Annotated in this window: 9 protein-coding genes and 1 pseudogene; 9 read left to right on the top strand and 1 reads right to left on the bottom strand. The window is 73.2% G+C overall.

Annotated elements, in window-relative coordinates; all coding sequences use genetic code 11:
• Positions 1-39 precede the first annotated feature (39 nt).
• The 4 genes from AQJ58_RS14390 (at position 40) to AQJ58_RS14375 (ending at position 8050) form a co-directional block, all read left to right on the top strand.
• Positions 40-753, top strand: coding sequence for a GntR family transcriptional regulator (locus AQJ58_RS14390; protein ID WP_067249836.1), 714 nt, complete (start codon positions 40-42; stop codon positions 751-753).
• A 94-nt stretch (positions 754-847) separates the two neighbouring features.
• On the top strand, positions 848-2374 hold the full coding sequence (locus AQJ58_RS14385; RefSeq protein WP_067249833.1) for a hypothetical protein: 1527 nt from the start codon (positions 848-850) through the stop codon (positions 2372-2374).
• Between the two features lie 76 nt (positions 2375-2450).
• The gene (locus AQJ58_RS14380; protein ID WP_067249829.1) at positions 2451-3329 is read left to right on the top strand and encodes a hypothetical protein; all 879 of its coding nucleotides are present in this window, start codon (positions 2451-2453) and stop codon (positions 3327-3329) included.
• Positions 3330-3409: 80 nt separating this feature from the next.
• Positions 3410-8050: a hypothetical protein gene (locus tag AQJ58_RS14375; protein ID WP_067249826.1), complete on the top strand. Its 4641-nt coding sequence runs from the start codon at positions 3410-3412 to the stop codon at positions 8048-8050.
• Positions 8051-8173: 123 nt separating this feature from the next.
• On the opposite strand, the gene AQJ58_RS14370 is transcribed toward AQJ58_RS14375, so the two are convergent.
• The gene (locus tag AQJ58_RS14370) at positions 8174-8632 is read right to left on the bottom strand and encodes a hypothetical protein (RefSeq protein ID WP_107122046.1); all 459 of its coding nucleotides are present in this window, start codon (positions 8630-8632) and stop codon (positions 8174-8176) included.
• Between the two features lie 420 nt (positions 8633-9052).
• On the opposite strand from AQJ58_RS14370, the gene AQJ58_RS14365 reads away from it, so the two are divergent.
• The 5 genes and pseudogenes from AQJ58_RS14365 to AQJ58_RS14345 all read left to right on the top strand — a co-directional run bounded on the left by AQJ58_RS14365 (position 9053) and on the right by AQJ58_RS14345 (position 17051).
• Positions 9053-11962 (top strand): nitrate- and nitrite sensing domain-containing protein, encoded by a 2910-nt coding sequence (locus tag AQJ58_RS14365; protein ID WP_067249823.1) that lies wholly within the window; start codon positions 9053-9055, stop codon positions 11960-11962.
• Positions 11959-12390 (top strand): roadblock/LC7 domain-containing protein, encoded by a 432-nt coding sequence (locus AQJ58_RS14360; protein ID WP_067249821.1) that lies wholly within the window; start codon positions 11959-11961, stop codon positions 12388-12390. Before AQJ58_RS14365 ends, AQJ58_RS14360 begins: the two co-directional genes overlap by 4 nt.
• Before the next feature lie 9 nt (positions 12391-12399).
• On the top strand, positions 12400-12795 hold the full coding sequence (locus AQJ58_RS14355; RefSeq protein ID WP_067249818.1) for a DUF742 domain-containing protein: 396 nt from the start codon (positions 12400-12402) through the stop codon (positions 12793-12795).
• A gap of 24 nt (positions 12796-12819) precedes the next feature.
• A pseudogene (locus AQJ58_RS14350) lies at positions 12820-16465 on the top strand (hydantoinase B/oxoprolinase family protein).
• A complete protein-coding gene (locus tag AQJ58_RS14345; RefSeq protein ID WP_067249815.1) occupies positions 16446-17051 on the top strand; it encodes a GTP-binding protein in 606 nt (201 codons plus the stop codon). Before AQJ58_RS14350 ends, AQJ58_RS14345 begins: the two are co-directional and overlap by 20 nt.
• Positions 17052-17075 lie beyond the last annotated feature (24 nt).

Genomic DNA, 17075 nt, shown 5'->3' with positions numbered 1-17075 from the left:
TGTTGTTTCGTTCTCGTGTTCTGCGGTTGAATTCCGGGCATGGCAGAGCAGCTGGCGGGACTGGCCGACGACCGCGCCCTCCTGGGGCGCACCAGCACGGCCGAACGGGTTTCGGACATCCTCAGGAGCCGTATCGCCGAGGGCTTCTTCCCGCCGGGCACCCGGCTGTCGGAGGACAGCATCGGCGGGGCGCTCGGGGTCTCCCGCAACACGCTCCGCGAGGCGTTCCGGCTGCTCACCCACGAACGGCTGCTCGTCCACGAGCTGAACCGGGGCGTCTTCGTCCGGGTCCTGACCGTCGAGGACGTCGAGGACATCTACCGCACGCGCGGACTCGTCGAGTGCGCCGTCGTGCGGGGCCTGGGCGAGCCGCCGTACGCCCTGGACGGACTGCGCGCCGCCGTCACCGAGGGGCAGGTGGCCTCTCTCGAGAATGACTGGAAAGTGGTGGGTACCGCCAACATCCACTTCCACCGCGAGCTGGTCGCCCTGGCCGGCAGCGCCCGCACCGACGAGCTGATGCGGAGCGTCTTCGCGGAGCTGCGCCTCGCCTTCCACCTGGTCGACGACCCGCGCCGCCTCCATGAGCCCTACCTCACACGCAACCGCCAGATCCTCCAGGCGCTGGAGGCCGGCGACCGGGTCGGGGCGGAGCGGCTGCTGGAGGGGTACCTGCGGGACTCCCTGGCCCGGGTCGTCGAGGTGTACCGGCGCCGTGTGGGTGAAGTCGCCGCGGGCGGGGACGGCGCCTGAGACCGCCCCGCGGGCCCCTGACGGCGGCTCCCGCCCGCGGTCGCATCTGCGGTCGTTTGGGTCGTTGTCAGAGCGAGGACCTACTCTGTGCACCGTGACTTCGCCTGCATCGACGGACCGTGTTCCGCCCCAGCCCGGCGCGGCGCCGCGCCCGGCTCCGGGCCCGGCCGCCGACGAGGGCCTGGCGCGGCGGCTGCGCGCGCTCGCCTGCACCGCGCCCCTGCACGACCTCGACGCGCGCAAGGGCAACCTCGCCGGTGAGTACTCGGTCTACGGCATGGCGGAGATCGCCCTCGCCGCCATCGACCTCGTCACCCTGAACATGGACTTCGACACCGGCGCCGACCACGACCAGATCGTGGCCCGCCTCGTCCCGCGCATCGCCGCACAGGCCCCCGCCCGGCCCGTCGCCGAGCACGAGCGCGTGGCCCGCTGGGTCCTGGAGAACCTGATCAACGTCGGCAGCGTCGACCGCGGCTTCCGCGCCGTGTACGGCACCTTCGCGGCGGACGGCACCTATGTGCGCCGCGACTACGACTTCAAGCTGGTCGAGGAGGTCCCCGGCTACGGCGGCACGGTCTACCTGCGGACCACGGACGAAGCGGTCAACGTCCTCGTCGGCGCCCTCGACACCGACGTCACCAGCGCCCAGATCGCGGCCGAGGTCAAGCTGGAGGTCCTCATCCGCCGCGGCCGTCTCGCCGACGCCCAGCTCGCCGCCGAGCAGGCCCGCTACCGCACCGTGCAGTACTCCGAGACCCTCCGCAGGGCCCTGGAGGCCACCCGTCGCAACGTCCGCGCGGTGGACTGGCTCAACGCCGTCCCCGACATGATCGCCGAGGCCCTCGACCACGTGGCCGACCGCTACCGCCACGAGAACGCGATCCTCACCAACATCCGCAAGGCCCGCGACGAGATCGAGGACGCCGAGAACAAGCGGCGCGCCGCCGAACTCGTCGACATCGTCAAGGACTGCATCCGCCGTCACACCCAGCTCCAGTCCCGCCTCCTGGAAGCCGGCCCGCTCTTCCGCGCCGAACAGGACCGGCAGGCCTTCGCCGCGCCCACGACGTCGTCGGGGATCGACCTCTACGGCCACCTCGTCACCCCCGTGCTCCCGCTGCCGCTGGAACAGGCGGCCCGGGTCACCGGCGCGTTCTTCGCGCGCGGGACGGGATTCAGGACCCCGGCGACCGTGCGGATGGGCGACCTCGTCGACCTGCTGCTGACGCCACCGGTGGAGCGCGAGCACCTCGGCGCGGAGATGCCGGAACCCGACCTCATCGCGACCCCGGACGACAGCCGCTTCAGCGAGGAGCAGCTGGCCGCCGCGATGGAACTGCTCGACCTGCCGGCGGACGCGCCCCGCAGACTCTCCGGGCTGCTGGCCGAGGCCCGGCGGACCGATCCCGACCTGCCCTACCTGGTGGCGCTGCTGGCCGTGCACGCGGCGAGTCCCGCGGTCGGCACCGCCTACCGGCAGGGCGAGGAGAAGCTGCTGTTCGCCGTGGACGACGGGACGGAGCTGGACGACCCCGAGTTCGGCGGCGCCGACCTCATCGTCGGCACGGCCCTGCTGGACGCAGCCGGTATGGCTGCCGACCGCACGGAGGCGGCGTGAGCCGCCCCGGACTTCCCCCGCAGCGAGACCCGCGTCCCCACGTGAACCACCCCGAGAACAGCGAGGAGCCGAACCCGTGAGCGAGCACGTCGAGTGGAGTGAGCCCGAGGCCGGACCCGCGCCGGTGTCCGCGCCCCTCACCCCCGCCGACGCCGCCGACGCGGCGCGGCTCGTCGCCTTCGGCCTGCAGCCCAAACTGCAGCCCGCGCGCGACCAGGAGTACGCCGACCTGCTGCGCCGCCACCGCGAGGACCCGGCGTTCGCCCGGCTCGCCGACGCCGTCGCCGCCGGACTCGGACTGATCGTGCTGGAAGTGTCCCCGCGCGCGGGCATGGCCGTGACCGCCGCCGAGGACTCGGTGTTCGCCGTCCGGATGGGAGACTACGCGCGTCGCACGTCCGCCGACGGCGGCGACCGCTTCCTGCACGGACTCGCCCATCTCGCCGTCGCCGCGATGGCGTTCCCCCGCCCCGAGGACCTCGCCGACGACGGCTACATCGGACGGGTCAGCGTCAACGGCGTCGACTCCTTCGTCCGCCAGGCCTGCCGCCGGCTGGAGGAGCGCGCCGAGGAACAGGGCGAGAACACCGACCCGGCCACCGACGCCCCCGGCCTGGAGGCCGCCTGGCGGATCTGGGCCAGACGCAGCGCCACCGGAGCCACCAAGGACGCCCGCAGACTCGCCGGGTCGACCACCGGGATCGTCGGCAAGGCCGTCGCCTTCCTCACCGACTCCGGCTTCCTCCAGCGCACCGGCGACGACAACGGCGGTACGTACCGCACCACGGCCCGCTATCAACTCCAGGTCCGCGACATGGCGGGCAGCGCGGCCCTGGCCGAACTGCTGGAACTGGGCGTCGTCCCGGTCACCGACGGCACGGCGACCCTGCTGCCGCCCGACGAGACGGACGATCTGGAGCTGGTGGCCGACGCCGGACTGCCGTTCCACTCCTGACGGCCGCCCGCCCGGCGGCTGTCCGCCACGCCCGCAGCCACGAACCCCCCTGAACTGACGAAGACTTACGAGAGTCCGCCATGTACGAGCTGTCCCGGGTCCGCCTCTACTCCATCGGGCCCGCCGGTGCGCGCTATGCCGACACCGTGCTTGACCTGCGGGGCGTCGGTGACGTCGTGCCCGACCCCGCCCCCACCCAGGCGGAGTTCTTCAAGGAGGAGCCCGTCGGCCCGCCGCGCCGGCCCGCGCCCGCCGGCGTGCTCTTCCTGGAGAACGGCGGCGGCAAGTCCGTCCTGCTCAAGCTGATCTTCTCGGTGATGCTGCCGGGCCACCGCAACACCCTCGGCGGCGCCAGCTCCGGCGTGCTGCGCAAGTTCCTGCTCGCCGACGACTGCGGGCACGTGGCCCTGGAGTGGCAGCACGTCCTCACCGGCGAGTGCGTCGTCGTCGGCAAGGTGAGCGAGTGGCGGGGACGGCAGGTCTCCAACGACCCGCGCAAGTTCGCCGAGGCCTGGTACTCCTTCCGGCCCGGCCCCGGCCTCAGCCTGGACAACCTCCCCGTCGCCGAGTCCACCGCCGTACGCCCGCCCGTCGAGGGCGCCTCCGGGGCCCAGGGGCGACGGCGCACCATGAAGGGGTTCCGGGACGCCCTCACCGAGTCGGGCAAGGCGTATCCCCACCTGGAGGTCCACTGGGAGGAGATCCACGACCGGTGGGTCGACCACCTCACCGAACTCGGCCTCGACCCCGAGCTCTTCCGCTACCAGCGGGAGATGAACGCCGACGAGGGCGAGGCCGCCGGCCTCTTCGCGGTCAAGAAGGACGCCGACTTCACCGATCTGCTGCTGCGCGCGGTCACGGACACCCGCGACACCGACGGACTCGCCGACCTCGTCAGCGGCTTCGGCAACAAGCTCGGCCGACGTGCCGAGCTGATCGCCGAACGGGACTTCACCGCAGGCTCGGTGGATCTGCTCGGCCGGATCGTGGAGGCCGCGGAGGGCCGCTCACGCGCACGTGACATCCACACGGGCGCCGAGCGCCGTACCCGCACCCTGGCGCGCCGGCTGTCCGCGCGCGGCGTGCAGGAGCGGCTGCGCGCCGCCGACCTGGCCCAGCGCGTCACGGCCGCCGCCTACGCCGTCACCCACTCCGAGGGCGGCCGCGAGCGCAGCGCGCTGATCGCCGCCGAACTCGCCTTCCGGCACGCCTCGCTGGCCCTCGCCGCCGCCGAGAAGTCCGCCGCAGCCCAGAAGCGCGAACTCGCCGACGCGCGCACCCTGCACTCCGCCTGGCAGGCCGCCGAGGCCGTCCTGCGTCACCGTGCCGCCGCGGACCGCGTCGCCCGCGTGTCCGCCGCGATCCAGGAGGCCGAGCGCGACGCCGCCCCGGCCCTCGCCGCCCGCGCCAAGGCCGCCGTCGACCTCGTCCGCGCCCTGCACGCGGCCGCGGAGAGCGCGGAAGCCCTCGCCAACGAGGGGGAGGAACGCTCGGCCGCCCTCCAGGAGGTCGGCGAGACCGCCCACCGGGACGCCACCTCCGCAGCGACCGAGGCGCAGCGCGCCCGCAGTGAGATCGGGCATCTGCGCCAGCGACTGGCCGAGGTCGAGCAAGAGACCGCCGAGGCCGTCCGCGCCGGCTGGCTGGACGACAGCGCACCCGACGCCGACCCCGCCCGCGCGGCCCTCGCCGCCAGCGACGCCGAGAAGACCGCCGTGGCCGCCTGGGACACCGTCCGGGAGGCCTCCCGACGCGCCGGCGAGCACGCGCGCGAGGCCGCCTCCGCCGAGTCCCGCGCCGAACTCACCGCGGCCCGCGCGGCGGACGCGGCCGCGGCGGCACAGCGCACGTACGAGGCCGAACGCCGGCTCGCCGAGACCCTGGCCGCCGAGGGACGGCTCGCCGAACTGCTCGGTCTGACCGGCGGCACCGTCCGCGGCCCCATTCCCCAGCCGCGGCAGGACACGGACGAGGACGCGACCCCGGCCGACGGCGCCCCCCTCACCCCCGAGGACCTCGACCGCTGCGCCGACGACCTGCGCGCCCTGCTCGACGACGCCGTCTCCTCCGCCGAGCGCCAACTCTTCGACCTGCGCACCGCAGCGGCCGACGACGCGCGAATCCTCGGCGCGCTCGGTGACGGCGGGCTGCTGCCGCCCGGCCCCGACGTGCTGGCCACCGTCGAGTTCCTCGGCGAGCACGGCATCCCGGCGCTGCCCGGCTGGCGCTACCTCGCCCAGGCCGTCGACCCCGCCGACCACGCGCGTGTGCTCGCCGCCCGCCCCGAACTCGTCGACGGTGTGATCATCACCGACCCCGCCTCGCACGCCCGCGCGCGGGAGGCCCTCGGCGACGCCGCTCTGCTGCCGCGCTCCGCCGTGGCGGTCGGCACGGCCGCCGCCCTGCTCGCACCGACCCCGGCCGCCGACGCGCACGGCGGTGACGTCTTCCTCGTCCCGCCGAACCCGGCCATGCACGACGAGCACGCCGCCGACGAGGAACGCCAGGCACTGCGCGCGCGGGCCACCGAGCGGGACGAGGACATCCGCCGGCTCGCCGCACGACTCGGCAAGGACCGGGAACTGTCGGCCCGCCTCTCCTCCTGGCGCACCGGCTGCCCCGCGGGACGGCTCGCCGAACTCGACCGGGCCGCCGCCGACGCGCGCGCCTTCGCCGAGGAGTCGGAGGCCGAACTCGCCGAGGCCCGCGCCGTGCGCGCCGAGGCGGAGGAGGCCGCGGCCGAGGCCGCCCAGGTCCGCGACGAGAAGCAGGAGGCCGCCCAGAAGGCCCGGCGCGCCGCCGACGCCCTCGCCGGGCTCGCCTTCCGGCTGCGCGAGCGCGCCGGCTGGCAGGTCAAGCTGCGTGAACTCGCCGACGAGGCCACCGAGTCGGAGGCGCGGGCCCAGGCCTGTCTGGAACGCGCCCGTGCCGCCGACGAGGACCGCCGCGCCGCCCAGCGCGCCGCCGACGACGCCCGCCGCACCGCGCGTGCGCTGCGCGCCGAGCGCGCCGAGATCGCCGGCGCCCCCGACGACGTACCGCAGGACGACGCGGACGCGCCCACATCCTCCCTGCCGGCCCTGCGCGAGGCCTACCGGGCCGCCTCCCAGGTCTACGAGAAGGTGGGCGTCGGCGCCGACCTGCGGGCCGAACAGGCGCGCGCGGAGAGCGACGAGAGCGCCGCCCGCGCCGAACTGGACCGGCTGAGCAACAAGGTCCGCACCCGTGCCGAGCAGCTCCTGCTGTCGCCCGACGGTTCCGACGGGCCGTCCCGGCAGGCCGCCGCCGCCCGCGCCGAGGAGTTGGTCCAGCTCCTGGAGACCCGGATGTCCACCGCCAGCGAGCAACTCGGGCGGCTGCGCGGCGAGGCCGAACGGCACGCTCCGGAGGACGGCGAGGCCCACACGGAGCTGTCCGAGGAGCTCCAGCCGCGCGACGCCGAGCACGCCCAGGCCCTGCTGCGCACCGCGACGGCCGAACTCGCCTCCCGGGCAGAGGCGTTGGAGCAGGCCCGCGCGGCGCACGCCCGACTGCTCGACGCGCACCGGGCCGCCGAGGACGCGGCCGGCGGCTTCGACGAGATCGCCGCGATGCTCCGCGACCTGATGCGTGAGCAGACCCGTGAGCACTCCGAGGAGGAGCAGGAGGCCACGGAGCCCTATCCGGGGACGCTGGAGGAGGCCCGCCAGTCGGCCGCCGAGACGCGCCGCTCGCTGCGCGGCTGCGCCGCCGACCTCTCCGCCGCCGAGTCCGCCGTGCGCGAGGCCAGTGACGTGCTCGTCCGGCACGCCAACTCCACGCGCTACGAGCAGGTCCGTACGCCCGCCCGGCAGCAGATCCGCGAACTGCCCGCCTCCGCGCTGCCCGAACACGCGCAGCGCTGGGCGGACGCCTTCGCCCCCCGGCTCCGGGTGCTCACCGACGAGTTGCAGCAGCTGGAACGCAACCGGGACTCGATCGTGGACCGGCTGCGCGGGCTCGTCGAGTCGGCTCTCGCCACGCTGCGCTCGGCGCAGCGGCTGTCGCGCCTGCCCGAGGGGCTGGGGGAGTGGTCCGGCCAGGAGTTCCTGCGCATCCGCTTCGAGGAGCCCGACCAGGCCTCGCTCGTCGAGCGGCTCGGTGAGGTCATCGACGACGCCACCCGGGCGGCCGTCAAGAAGAACTCCGACCTTCGGCGTGACGGCATGTCACTGCTCCTGCGCGGGGTGGGCGCCGCGCTCCAGCCCAAGGGCGTCGCGGTCGAGATCCTCAAGCCGGACGCCGTGCTGCGCGCCGAGCGGGTTCCCGTCGGGCAGATGGGAGACGTGTTCTCCGGCGGCCAGCTGCTCACCGCCGCCATCGCCCTGTACTGCACGATGGCGGCCCTGCGCTCCAACGACCGGGGCCGGGACAAGCACCGGCACGCCGGCACCCTGTTCCTCGACAACCCCATCGGCCGGGCCAACGCGACCTACCTGCTGGAGCTCCAGCGGGCCGTGTCGGACGCGCTCGGAGTCCAGCTGCTGTACACCACCGGCCTGTTCGACACGACGGCCCTGGCCGAGTTCCCGCTCGTCATCAGGTTGCGCAACGACGCCGACCTCAGGGCCGGCCTGAAGTACATCAGCGTCGAGGAACACCTGCGCCCGGGACTGCCCCAGCCGCCCCAGGCGGGTGAGGCCGTGCACAGCGAGATCACGGCGACGCGGATGTACAAGCGCGCGGGCACCAGCGCCCCGTAGGAGCCACGGGGCAGTCGGCGCGGCGCCGAGGCGCCTCAGCAGGCGCGCCGGCCGCCCTCGGGGCGACCACGGAGGGCCGTCCGGTGCGCTGATGACGGGGCCTCAGGGGCCTGTGGACGGATCTCAGGGGTGCGAGAGCTGTCCCGCGCCGCCCTGACGGCGTATCCGCTCCTGCGCCCGCTCCGCGGCCCGGGCCTGACGGCGCGCCCGGCGGCGCTCGCGGCGCAGCGAGCGGGCCGTGCTGCTCGGCGCCGACACCACGCCGTTGCGCTGGTTCCACACCTGACGGGTCACCCACACGTCCAGCACCGACCAGGTGGCCACCACGGTGCTGACCACACTGCTGATCACCATCGGGAAGGCCAGCCAGGACTCGGCGAGGGTGCACAGCAACGCCACCATCGCCTGAAGCAGCGTCAGGGAGATGATCAGGACCGCGCGCACGGCCGCGGTCCGCACCGGGTCCGGGAGCCGGCGCCGCCGTGCGGGCTCCTCGACCCACAACGGCCGGTAGGACGCCCGCTGCTGTGCCGTGGTCGCCGCACTCTCTTCGGCTGCTCTGCTCCGCTCCGCCGTGCCCATCACCGTGTCACTCCCCATCGCCGGCAGACCGCTCACCTCCGGGTCGAAGACCCGGCTCCCCAGTGGCTGCCCGGCTTGCTCTGTTTTACGCCGACGGGAGACTGCCTGCGGCTCCTGTGGCCGATTCCGCCCCCGATTCCCAATGATGAAGACGTACGAGAGGCCTAGAAGATTCCCCAGTTCCGAAAAATTCTGGCCAAGTCGCTGGTGGGGCCGATCGGATCCGGTCTTCTTGTGAAGGCGGGTTTCGGGGTCGCAATCCCCCGTATTGCCCGGACAATTCCCCATGTCCGGGCCCCGGTGCGGAAGTTCGGCTTCCGGACTGCTCTTCGAGTTAACTGTGCGTCGGTAGTAGGCTCGCGCCGTTTGTTGACGCACATGCGTACCCCCTGACGGAGGGGGTTCGAGCTGGGGGAGGCCATGCGCTTTCGCGGGAAGTCGATCCGCCGGAAGATCGTGGCGCTGCTTCTCGTGCCGCTGGTGTCCCTGACCGCGATCTGGGGCTTCGCCACGGTACTGACGGGCCGTGAGGCGAGCCGTCTGTTCACCGTGTCGTCCCTCGTGGAGAAGGTCGGCTACCCGATCGAGGACACGGTCCGCGTCGTTCAGCAGGAACGCCGCCAGACCCTCGTCTACCTCGCCGACCCCCGCGCCTCCGACGCGCTCTCCGCGCTCCGCCGCACCAGGACCGCCACCGACGAGGCGCTCGCCGAGATCCGCCGCAACGCCCGGGACGCGGAGGTCCGTGACGTCCTGGACCCCGACGACTCCGAAGGCCTGACCGCGGTCTTCGACGCCTTCGACGGGCTCGACTCCCTGCGCGGCAGCGTCGAGGAGGGCACCGTCACCCGGGCCCAGGCGCTGGGCCTCTACAACCAGCTCATCGACCCCTGCTACGCCCTCCTGGCCAAGCTGGACGTCGTCGACAGCGTGGAGATGGACAAGCAGTACCGCGCGCTCGTCAGCGTCGCCCTCGCCCGAGAGCTGCTCTCCCGCGAGGACGCCCTGCTCGGCTCCGCCCTGGTCGTCGGCCGCCTCACCCGCGGCGAGATCCGCGACGTCTCCGACCTCCGCTCCCAGCGCGACGTCGTCTACGACATCAGCCTCGCCCAGCTGCCCACCGCGGAACGCGAGCGCTACGAGAGCTTCTGGAAGAACGCCACCACCGCCCCCCTGCGCTCCGCCGAGCAGTCCGTCGTCACCTCCGGCCCCGGCGACCCGCCCAAGGGCGTCACCGCCAGGAACTGGGACACGGTCGCCGGAGACGTCCTCAAGGAGCTGGGCACCCTCGACGAACAGGCCAACGACCGCTACCAGGACCGCGTCCGGCCCGTCGCCATCGAGGTCATCGTCAAGGCGGCCTTCGCCGGTGTCTTCGGACTCGTCGCTCTGATCGTCTCCCTCGTGCTGTCGGTGCGCATCGGCCGTGGCCTCATCCGAGACCTGCGCCAGCTGCGGGTGGAGGCCCACGAGGCGTCCGGTGTGCGGCTGCCCAGCGTGATGCGCCGCCTCTCCGCGGGCGAACAGGTCGACGTGGAGACCGAGGTACCGCTGCTGGAGTACGACAAGAACGAGATGGGCGAGGTCGGCCAGGCCCTCAACACCCTGCAGCGCGCGGCCGTCGAGGCCGCCGTGAAACAGGCCGAGCTGCGCGCCGGCGTCTCCGAGGTCTTCGTCAACCTCGCCCGCCGCAGCCAGGTCCTGCTGCACAAGCAGCTCACCCTGCTCGACACCATGGAGCGCCGCACCGAGGACGCCGAGGAACTCGCCGACCTCTTCCGGCTCGACCACCTCACCACCCGCATGCGCCGCCACGCCGAGGGCCTGGTGATCCTCTCCGGAGCGGCCCCCTCCCGGCAGTGGCGCAAACCCGTCCAGCTCATGGACATCGTGCGTGCCGCCGTCGCCGAGGTCGAGGACTACGAGCGCATCGAGGTCCGCCGGCTGCCGCGCCTCGCCGTCACCGGCCCCGCCGTCGCCGACCTCACTCACCTCGTGGCCGAACTCCTGGAGAACGCCACGGTGTTCGCCCCGCCGCACACCGCCGTCCAGGTTCTGGGCGAGCGGGTCGCCAACGGGTTCACCCTGGAGATCCACGACCGCGGCCTCGGCATGGCACCCGAGGCGCTCCTGGAGGCCAACCTCCGCCTGGCGGAGACCCCGGAGTTCGAGCTGTCCGACACCGACCGTCTCGGGCTGTTCGTCGTCAGCCGCCTCGCCCAGCGCCAGAACGTCAGGGTCTCCCTCCAGCCCTCCCCGTACGGCGGGACCACCGCCGTCGTCTTCATCCCCGACACCCTGCTGACGGACGACGTCCCCGACACCAACGGCATCGGCTTCCGCCTCGACCGTCCCCGGGCCCCGAAGGCCGCCGAGTCCGCCGAGGCCCACCGGCCCGAGCTCTCCGCGTCCGCGCAGCTCCCCGGCCCGCCCGTGCTGGACGGCCCCGTCGAGCTGGAGGCCCCCGTCGGCCTCGACGCCCTCGGCGGCTTCCCGACCGCCCTGGACGACGAGGACGACAGCGGTGTCCTGTTCCGCCCCCGCCGCTCCCCGACCGGCCCCGAGACCAACCCCGTCATCACCTCCGTCGACCAGCACCGCAGGCTGACCGAGCCCCGCGAGCCGGCCCACGGCACCGACACCCCCGCCGCCCTCCTCCCGCTGCCCGACCGCCGGACGCCCAAGCTGGTCAGCTCGCACGGCCGCCCCGTCGGCGACCCGCGCGCCCCGCACCCGGAGACGGGCCAGGAGTCCGCCCACCGCACCCCGCCCCACCGCGCGGAGACCGACGGGCCGGCGCCGCTGCCCTCGCGCCGCCGGGGCAGCGGGGCACAGATCCCGCGGAGCATCGGCGCGACCGAGCCCCCGCCCCTGCGCCACGGACACGGCGCCGAAGGCACGCAGCCCCCCGCGCTTCCGCAGCGCACCCGCCAAGCGACGTCCGGCGGCCCGGCCGGCCCCGCGCACCAGCTGCCCGACCCGCGCCTGAGTGGCACGGGCGGCCCGGTGGAGCGCACGCTGGAAAGCGGTCAGGGCAGCGGTCCACAGGACCGCACCCTCGGCAACCGGCCTCATGACGCCGGCTCCGCGCCCACGGCACTGCCCCGCCGGGTGCGGCAGGCGAACCTGGCCCCGCAACTCAGGCAGGGACCCGCGCCGCGCACGACGACGAACCGGTCCGACATCGAGGAGCGGGACGCCGACGAGGTACGCAGCCGGATGGCCTCGCTCCAGCGCGGCTGGCAGCGCGGCCGCGCGGAGAACGCCGCGGGCGACGAGACCCACAGCGGCACAGCACCACGACGAACGACAAAGGGGGACGGTCGATGACCGCACCACAGGCGACCGGCCACATGAGCAACAACGGCGAACTGAACTGGCTCCTCGACGAACTCGTCGACCGGGTCGCCAGCATCCGCAAGGCCGTCGTGCTCTCCGGCGACGGTCTGGCGACCGGCGCGTCCAGGGACCTCACCCGGGAGGACAGCGAGCACCTGGCCGCCGTCGCCTCCGGATTCCACAGCCTCGCCAAGGGCGTGGGCCGCCACTTCGATGCCGGCGACGTCCGCCAGACCGTCGTCGAGCTCGACGAGGCCTTCCTGTTCGTCACCGCCGCCGGGGACGGCAGCTGCCTCGCCGTCCTCGCGGACGCCGACTCCGACGTGGGCCAGGTGGCGTACGAGATGACCCTGCTCGTCAAGCGGGTCGGCGTACATCTGGGCACCGCCCCGCGCACCGATCTGTCCTCGGGCGGGTAGTGGGATGGCATGAGCACAGACGGTCAGGGAAGCAGCCACTGGTTCGACGACGAGGCCGGTCCGGTCGTCCGTCCCTATGCCATGACACGGGGCCGCACCACCAGTGCGGTCCAGCACCGTCTCGATCTGATCGCACTGGTCGTCGCCGAGCCCCACGCGGACGAGGCGGAGGCCGACCCCTCGCTGTCCCCGGAACACGTGCACATCGTGGACCTGTGCCTCGGGGCGCCGCAGTCGGTCGCCGAGCTGTCCGCGGAGCTCGACCTGCCCATCGGCGTGGTACGGGTCCTCGTCGGGGACCTCGTGGACACGGAGTACGTCCATGTGAACCGGCCCGTACCCCCGGCCGAGCTGGTGGACGTGAGCATTCTCCGTGACGTGATCAACGGCCTCCGAGCGCTGTGAGCAGCGCGGAAGCGAGGTGACGACGTGAGCGGCTGGCAGTTCTGGGTGGACCGGGGCGGGACCTTCACCGATGTCGTCGCGCGCCGCCCGGACGGCCGGCTGCTGACGCACAAGCTGCTGTCGGAGAACCCGGCGCGGTACCCCGACGCGGCCGTCGCCGGGGTCCGCGCCCTGCTGGCGGACTCGGCCGACCCCGTCGAGTCCGTCCGCATGGGCACGACGGTCGCCACCAACGCCCTGCTGGAACGCACGGGCGAACGCACCCTCCTCGTCATCACCCGCGGATTCCGCGACGCCCTGCGGATCGCCTACCAGAACCGCCCGCAGATCTTCGCCCGCCGGATCGAGCTCCCCGAACTGCTCCACGAACGGGTCGTGGAGGTGGACGAGCGCATCGCGGCCGACGGCACCGTGCTGCGCGCGCCCGACCTGGACTCCCTCGCCGGCGCCCTGCGCGAGGCGTACGACGACGGGATCCGGGCCGTCGCCGTGGTCTGCATGCACAGTCATCTCCACCCCGAGCACGAGCAGGCCGTAGGACGCCTGGCCGCCAGCGTCGGCTTCCCGCAGATCTCGCTGTCGAGCGAGGTCAGCCCCCTCATGAAACTCGTCCCGCGCGGGGACACCACCGTCGTCGACGCCTACCTCTCGCCCGTACTGCGCCGGTACGTCCACCGGGTCGCCGACGCCCTCCACGACATCCGGCTGATGTTCATGCAGTCCAACGGCGGGCTCGCCGAGGCCCACCAGTTCCGCGGCAAGGACGCCGTCCTGTCCGGGCCGGCCGGCGGCATCGTCGGCATGGCCCGCATGTCCCAGCTCGCCGGCTTCGACCGCGTCATCGGCTTCGACATGGGCGGCACCTCCACCGACGTCTCCCACTTCGCGGGGGAGTACGAACGCGTCTTCACCACACAGCTGGCCGGCGTCCGGCTGCGCGCCCCCATGCTGGACATCCACACCGTCGCCGCGGGCGGCGGTTCCGTCCTGCGGTTCGACGGCTCCCGCTACCGCGTCGGACCGGACTCCGCGGGGGCCCACCCGGGCCCGGCCTGCTACCGCGCGGGCGGCCCGCTCGCCGTCACCGACGCCAACGTCATGCTCGGCCGGATCCAGCCCGCCCACTTCCCCGAGGTGTTCGGCCCCGACGGCGACCAGCCCCTGGACGCCGCCCTGGTCCGCGACCGCTTCACCGCCCTCGCCCGCGAGATCCACGAGGTCACCGGCGACGACCGCACCCCCGAACAGGTCGCCGAGGGATTCCTCCGGATCGCCGTGGCCGACATCGCCAACGCCGTGAAGCGCATCTCCGTACAGAAGGGCCACGACGTCACCCGCTACGCCCTGACGACCTTCGGCGGCGCAGGGGGACAGCACGCCTGCCGGGTCGCCGACTCGCTCGGCATCCGCACCGTCCTGGTGCCCCCCATGGCCGGGGTGCTGTCCGCGCTCGGCATCGGCCTCGCCGACACCACCGCCATGCGCGAACAGTCCGTCGAGGCGCCCCTCGAAGCCGGGGCCATGCCCGGCATCCGCCAGACCGCCGACGCCCTCGAATCGGCGGCTCGCGCCGAACTCCGCGCCGAGGACGTCCCCGACGAACGCGTCCGCGTCACCCGCCGCGCACAGCTGCGCTACGACGGCACCGACACCACCCTCACCGTCGAACTCACCGAGCCCGCGGCGATGACACATGCCTTCGAAGAACGTCATCGCGCCACGTACTCCTTCACGCTCGACCGCCCGATCGTCGTCGAAGCGCTCTCCGTGGAAGCGACCGGCATCACACGACCCCCCGATCTGTCCGCCCTCGCCCCGTACGAGGGCCGCACCGCCACGCCACGGACCGTCCGCCTCCACACCGGCGGCGCCTGGCGCGACGTACCCCTGCACCGCCGCGAGGACCTTCCTCCCGGCGAGCCCGTCACCGGCCCCGCGATCATCACCGAGGCCGGCGCCACGACCGTGGTCGACGACGGCTGGGAGGCCGCGGCGACCCACGACGGGCATCTGGTCATGGAACGCACGATGGTCACGCAGAGTTCCCGACTCGCTACACACGTCGATCCGGTGCTGCTCGAGGTCTTCAACAACCTGTTCATGTCCATCGCCGAACAGATGGGCGCCCGCCTGGAGTCCACGGCCCAGTCCGTCAACATCAAGGAACGCCTCGACTTCTCCTGCGCCCTCTTTGACCCGGACGGAAACCTGGTGGCCAACGCGCCGCACATCCCCGTCCACCTGGGCTCGATGGGCACCAGCGTCAAGGAGGTCATCCGCCGCCGCGGGGCGGGGATGCGGCCGGGGGACACCTACGCGGTCAACGACCCGTACCACGGCGGCACCCACCTGCCCGACGTCACCGTGATCACCCCGGTCTTCGACACGCCCCGCGGCGGGGACACGGAGAGTGAGCACGAGATCCTCTTCTACGTGGCCTCCCGGGGCCATCACGCCGAGATCGGCGGCATCGCCCCGGGCTCCATGCCCGCGGACAGCCGCACCATCGACGAGGAAGGCGTCCTCTTCGACAACTGGCTGCTCGCCGAGCGCGGGCGGTTCCGCGAGAAGGAGACCCTCCGCCTGCTCACCGGGGCCGCCCACCCCTCCCGCAACCCGACGACCAACCTCGCCGACCTGCGCGCCCAGATCGCCGCCAACCGCAAGGGCGTCGAAGAAGTCGCCCGCATGATCGAGGACTTCGGGCTCGACGTCGTCCAGGCCTACATGCGCCACGTCCAGGACAACGCCGAGGAAGCGGTACGGCGCGTCATCGACGCCCTCGACGACGGCGCGTACACCTACGAGACCGACTCGGGCGCCGTCATACGGGTACGGGTACGAGTGGACCGCGAGAACCGCTCCGCGACCGTCGACTTCACCGGGACCTCGCCCCAGCTCGCCACCAACTTCAACGCCCCTTACGCGGTCGTCAACGCGGCCGTCCTGTACGTGTTCCGCACGCTCGTCGCCGACGACATCCCCCTCAACGACGGCTGTCTGCGCCCCCTGCGGATCGTCGTGCCGCCCGGCTCCCTGCTCGCCCCCGAACCCCCCGCCGCCGTCGTCGCGGGCAACGTGGAGACGTCCCAGGCGATCACCGGCGCCCTCTACGCGGCGCTGGGCGTCCAGGCCGAGGGCTCCGGCACCATGAACAACGTCACCTTCGGCAACGCACACCACCAGTACTACGAGACCGTTGCCTCAGGGTCCGGCGCGGGCGACGGATTCCACGGCGCCGCCGTCGTCCAGACCCACATGACCAATTCCCGGCTGACCGATCCCGAGGTGCTGGAGTGGCGCCTTCCGGTACAACTGGAGGAGTTCGCCGTGCGGCACGGCAGCGGCGGGGCCGGACGATGGCACGGCGGGGACGGCGCCGTCCGCCGGATCCGCTTCCGGGAACGCATGACGGTCTCCACCCTCTCCCAACACCGCAGGGTTCCCCCGTACGGTATGGCCGGAGGGGCCTCCGGCGCGCCGGGCGCCAACCGTGTGGAACGCGCCGACGGTACGGTCGTCCGGCTCGGCGGGAGCGGTTCCACGGACGTCGGCCCCGGTGACGTACTCGTCGTCGAGACCCCCGGCGGCGGGGGCTACGGCCCACCGCCCCACAGCCCAGTCACACCACCAAGCAGGAGAAGTGAACGATGATCCTCGGGCGTCCTGAGCGCGGCAAGCCCCCGGTCGAGCCCGTCACGCTCAAGATCCTGGTCGCCGGCGGTTTCGGGGTGGGCAAGACCACCCTCGTCGGCGCCGTCAGCGAGATCAGGCCACTGCGCACCGAGGAGTACCTCACCGAGGCCGGCCGGCCGATCGACGATCTCACCGGCGTCGAGCGCAAGCACACGACCACCGTCGCCATGGACTTCGGGCGCATCACCCTGCGCGAGGACCTGGTGCTGTACCTGTTCGGCACACCCGGCCAGGAACGGTTCTGGTTCATGTGGGACGAGCTCTCCGAGGGCGCGCTCGGTGCCGTCGTGCTCGCCGACACCCGTCGCCTGGAGGACTGCTTCGCCGCCGTCGACTACTTCGAACGGCGCGGCATCCCCTTCCTCATCGGCGTCAACTGCTTCGAGGGAGCCGACCGTTACCCCGTGGCGGACGTCCGCGCGGCCTTGGACCTCGACGACGACATCCCGGTGATCCTGTGCGACGCGCGCGACCGGCGCTCCGTCAGGGACGTCCTCGTCGGAGTCGTCCAGCACGCGATGGACTTCGGCACCGAGCGCCGTCAGACCGTCACCACCTGAGCCCCGCACGGCCCGCACCCCCGC

Source organism: Streptomyces sp. DSM 15324 (genome assembly GCF_001514285.1).
Classification (GTDB): Bacteria; Actinomycetota; Actinomycetes; order Streptomycetales; family Streptomycetaceae; genus Streptomyces.
The sequence above is the reverse complement of the archived record's forward strand: the minus strand, read 5'-3'. Positions and strand labels throughout refer to the sequence as shown.